The sequence below is a fragment of the Agriterribacter sp. genome (genome assembly GCF_035445465.1).
Taxonomy (GTDB): domain Bacteria; phylum Bacteroidota; class Bacteroidia; order Chitinophagales; family Chitinophagaceae; genus Agriterribacter.
Window position 1 is genome coordinate 1 of record NZ_DAOMQT010000114.1, and the last position, 4,700, is coordinate 4,700.

Here is a 4,700-nt window from a genome sequence, read left to right on the forward strand (position 1 = left end):
ATCTCCAATTTCAAATTATTATATGCATCGTAAAGATTTTATCCGTTCGGGGTTTTTATTATGTGCGCCCTATGTGCTGCCATTGCGCAACATGCTGCCGGCAACCGGCGTAGAAGATTATATAATGACGGTAAACGGGCATATTCCTTCCGCAAACGCAGGCTTTACTTTATCGCATGAGCATATATTAGTAGATTTTATAGGGGCAGACAAAACAACTACATCACGCTATAATGCCACAGAAGTATATAATAAGGCATTGCCTGTATTACAGGAAGCTGTAAAAAATGGCTGCACAACACTGGTAGAATGTACGCCCAATTATTTGGGGAGAAATGTTGCCTTACTACAGAAGTTATCTAAAACCAGCGGACTGCACATTATATCCAATACCGGTTATTACGGAGCGGCAAAAGAAAAATTTTTGCCAAAGCACGCTTATACCAGTTCGGCCAAACAACTGGCCGCCAGGTGGATAAGCGAATGGGAAACAGGTATAGAAGGCACGGCCGTTAAACCCGGATTTATCAAAACGGGCGTTGATACCTATCCGTTATCTGCTGTACAGCAAAAGCTCATTGAAGCAGCGGCAATAACGCATTTGGAAACAGGGCTCAGCTTTGGCGTACATACCGGCAACGGGGCGGCGGCGATCGAAGAATTGAAGATCATTAAAGCCGCGGGTGTTAGTCCTGAAGCCTGGGTGTGGATCCATGCGCAAAGCGAAAGCAGCAGGGATATCCATATCCGGGTAGCAAAAGAAGGAGGCTGGGTTTCTTTTGACGGGCTGCATGATGATTCGGTGCAGCAATATGTTCAATTTTTGAAGGATATGAAAGCCGAAAGGTTATTGCATAAAGCACTGATATCGCATGATGCCGGCTGGTATCATGTGGGCGAACCGGGCGGTGGTATTTTCAGACCATATAGTACCGTTTTCACCACTTTGCTGCCCTTACTGCGAAAAGAAGGCTTTACAGCGGATGAAATACAACAGGTTTTTACTGTTAACCCGGCCAAAGCGCTAACGGTTAAGGTGAGGAGGGCATAGTTTTCCGGCTGCGTTAAAGTTATTTTACGGCATAGTTACTATTACCTTTCCTCTTGTTCTCCCTGTTTCTATTTGCGCATGGGCTTTTGTCATATCAACAAAAGAAAAAGCATGCGAAACATGCGATTGTATAATGCCTTGCTGCAGCAGGCCGGCTATGGCTTTCATATCACTTCCATCGGATCTCACTTTAAAGGTATAGCCCTGTATTCCCTCAGCAGCGGCCTTGCCGGCAACCGCTTCATTCAGCCCGGAAGGAATGCTAACGATGGTAGCGCCTTTTTTCATCACTGCTATAGAACGGTCAATGCTGTCGCCGCCCAGCGTATCCAATACAAAATCAATATCCGATACCTGTTCTTTTAATGGCGCCGCGTTATAGTCAATATGTTCATCGGCCCCAAGGTGCAATACAAAATCCCTGTTTGCTGCAGAAGCTGTTCCTGCAACCCACGCGCCAAAATATTTGGCTATCTGCACGGCATAATGTCCTACGCCTCCCGCGGCGGCATGGATCAGCACTTTTTGTCCTTTTTTAATAGTAGTAAATGCCCGCATGGCCTGCCATGCGGTTAAAGCGGCAAGTGAAGCTGCCGCAGCTTCATTGTGCGAAATATTGGAGGGCTTTATGGTAAGATGAGCAGCAGGCGCGGTTACATACTCGGCATAGGCTTTACCGTGGCCCGGAAAGTTAACCATGCCAAATACTTCATCTCCCTTTTTAAATGAAGTAACTCCACTGCCTGCTTCCGCCACCACTCCCGACACATCCCAACCCAATATCAAGGGCTTATCATCTTTCAGCGCATTGTATAGCCCCCTGCCGGAGCGGGTTTTTACATCAATGGGGTTAATGCTCAGTGATCTCACCGCTATCAATACCGCTCCATCCGCAATTGCCGGAATGGGCAGTTCTTTCAAAACCAGGTTTTGCGTTCCTCCCGGCTCCTGTAAAACCCACGCTTTCATAATGTGTATGTTTAATTGTCATTCAAAAGGTATGATCAGTAATTAACAGGTAATAATTTCATGTATTCATTCAGGTCGGTATGCGCTTCTTTCCGGAATGCGGTTCCGGCAGAAGATAATTTTAAGATACGTGAAGCCCTGAAATCGCGGTAATCATTGCGCCACCAGCACCAGGCGATCATATGCCAGTTATAGGCGTAAAATACAAGTCCTATGGGTTCTACCGCCCGGGAACTTACCTCATCGCGCAGGTTCTGGTATTCTATGTTAAGAATGGTTTGGGTTGCTATGGCGTTCTGGATCTCAGATAAATACGCGAAATTATTTCCGCCAAATGCGGAGGTAACCGTTTTTATCTGCGACTGCAGTTGCTCCAGCTTTTCTTTCTGACTTCCACGCAATACAGACCTTACCTTGTTTAAAGCCGTTTCGTAGTGTTTTTGAATGGACTGGTCAGAAAAATGGGTGGCAATGCTTTCCATCAGTATCAGCGCATTGGCTTCTTCATTGGTAAAAGATACGGGTGGTAAAAAGTAGCCCTGCACAATGAAATAGCCCCGGCCGGTTTCGAAGCTTACCGGCACACCAATTTCTGTAAGCGCCTTCACATCGCGGTATACCGTTCGGATGCTGATAGAAAACTTTTCTGCGATACGTTCCGCTGGCATAAACTTTTTAGATTGGAGCATGGTTAAAATGCCCATGAGCCGGTCAATACGATTCAATTGTGTTTTGATTTAGTGGAATTAAAATTACGCACAAAAGAGTTCCCACCCATTCGGAAGTAGTACTACATAGGTATATATTTTAAAATTTTTCATAATAATTGCCATAATCTTTGAATATTTTTCATCAAAAAGGAAATTTCTTTTTCTGTATCGCAAATAATTATGTATTTTTGACGAAATTTTTTAACCAATAGATTAAACCGAATATTTATGTGTGGCATAGTTGGCGTATTTGATTGCAAAACGGGTACAGAATCGCTCCGTCCCCGGATACTTAATATGTCAAAAAAGATCCGGCATCGCGGGCCAGACTGGTCAGGGATATACAGCGATGATAATATTGTTATAGCGCACGAGCGGTTGGCCATTGTAGATCCCCAGTCGGGCAGGCAGCCTTTGTATACAAAAGACAAAACCTTGGTGCTTGCGGTAAACGGAGAAATATATAACCACCGGGAAATTCGGAAATCATTACCCGGTTACGAATTTTTAACCCAGTCTGATTGTGAAGTGATCCTGGCCTTATACCAGGAAAAAGGCATTGATTTCCTGGAAGACCTGAACGGCATATTTGCCTTTGCCTTATACGACAAAAAGGATGGCTCTTATTTTATTGCCCGCGATCATATCGGTATCATCCCTTTTTATATGGGCTGGGATGAGTGGGGCAATTTTTATGTAGCCTCGGAACTGAAAGCGCTGGAAGGTGTTTGTAATAATATCAAAGAATTCTTACCCGGCCATTATTTGCATAGTAAAGATGGCGGTTATGAGCTGAAGCGCTGGTACAAACGCGACTGGGAGCGATATGAGAATGTAAAAGATAATGTTTCCGATATAGCTGTTTTGCGTAAAGCGCTTGAAGACGCGGTACACCGCCAGTTGATGAGTGATGTGCCTTATGGCGTTTTACTCTCCGGTGGATTAGATTCCTCTATTATTGCGGCGGTTACCAAAAAGTTTGCGGCTAAAAGAGTAGAATCGGGCGATACACAGGCTGCCTGGTATCCGCAGTTGCATTCTTTTGCTGTGGGGCTCAAAGGTTCGCCCGACCTGGCCGCGGCGCAAAAAGCGGCAGAACATATTGGTACTGTACATCATGAAATTCATTTTACCATACAGGAAGGATTGGATGCCATAAGAGATGTGATCTATCATTTGGAAACCTATGATGTTACCACCATCCGTGCTTCCACGCCTATGTACCTGATGGCACGGATCATTAAATCCATGGGTATAAAAATGGTGCTGTCGGGCGAAGGTTCGGATGAGCTGTTTGGCGGTTACCTGTATTTTCATAAAGCACCCAATCCGGAAGCGTTTCACGAAGAAACCGTGCGGAAATTAGGCAAGCTGCATTTGTATGATTGCTTGCGTGCCAATAAATCACTGGCTGCCTGGGGCATTGAAGGCCGCGTGCCGTTTTTAGATAAGGAATTTATGGATGTGGCTATGCGCTTAAACCCTGCAGATAAAATGGCCAAAGATGGCAAGATGGAAAAGTGGATACTGCGTAAGGCTTTTGAAGATTACCTGCCGGAAAGTATTGCCTGGCGTCAGAAAGAACAATTTTCCGATGGTGTGGGCTATAGCTGGATTGATACGCTCAAAACTGTTGCCACCCTGAAAGTTACGGATGAGCAGTTAGCAAATGCCAGGTACCGCTTTCCTATTAACCCCCCGATGTCTAAAGAAGAATATCATTACCGTTCTGTATTCAGTGAACATTTTCCTTCGGATGCCGCAGCGGCTTGTGTGCCTTCGGTGCCATCGGTGGCCTGCAGCACGCCGGAAGCGCTGGCCTGGGATAAATCTTTCCAGAACCTCAACGATCCTTCGGGGCGTGCGGTAGCCAGCGTGCACAATATGGCGTATGAAGAAAAGTAAATCCGGAGGAGTACAAAGCATCAAGAACCAAATGACAAATCACAAATAAAATTCAAATAACAAAT

4 protein-coding genes are annotated in these 4,700 nt (G+C 45.2%); 2 read left to right on the forward strand and 2 right to left on the reverse strand.

The window, feature by feature from the left end; all coding sequences use genetic code 11:
- Nucleotides 1-1,051 (forward strand): phosphotriesterase family protein (locus tag PLE34_RS21630; protein WP_324560663.1); only part of this gene is annotated, 1,051 nt, incomplete at its 5' end.
- Nucleotides 1,052-1,075: 24 nt separating this feature from the next.
- Here PLE34_RS21630 and PLE34_RS21635 read toward each other — a convergent pair.
- Together PLE34_RS21635 and PLE34_RS21640 are read right to left on the reverse strand one after the other, a co-directional pair.
- A complete protein-coding gene (locus tag PLE34_RS21635) occupies nucleotides 1,076-2,020 on the reverse strand; it encodes an NADP-dependent oxidoreductase (RefSeq protein ID WP_324560666.1) in 945 nt (314 codons plus the stop codon).
- A 35-nt stretch (nucleotides 2,021-2,055) separates the two neighbouring features.
- A complete protein-coding gene (locus tag PLE34_RS21640; RefSeq protein WP_324560670.1) occupies nucleotides 2,056-2,745 on the reverse strand; it encodes a helix-turn-helix transcriptional regulator in 690 nt (229 codons plus the stop codon).
- 213 nt (nucleotides 2,746-2,958) lie between these two features.
- On the opposite strand from PLE34_RS21640, the gene asnB reads away from it, so the two are divergent.
- The gene (gene asnB, locus PLE34_RS21645; protein ID WP_324560673.1) at nucleotides 2,959-4,635 is read left to right on the forward strand and encodes an asparagine synthase B; all 1,677 of its coding nucleotides are present in this window, start codon (nucleotides 2,959-2,961) and stop codon (nucleotides 4,633-4,635) included.
- Nucleotides 4,636-4,700 lie beyond the last annotated feature (65 nt).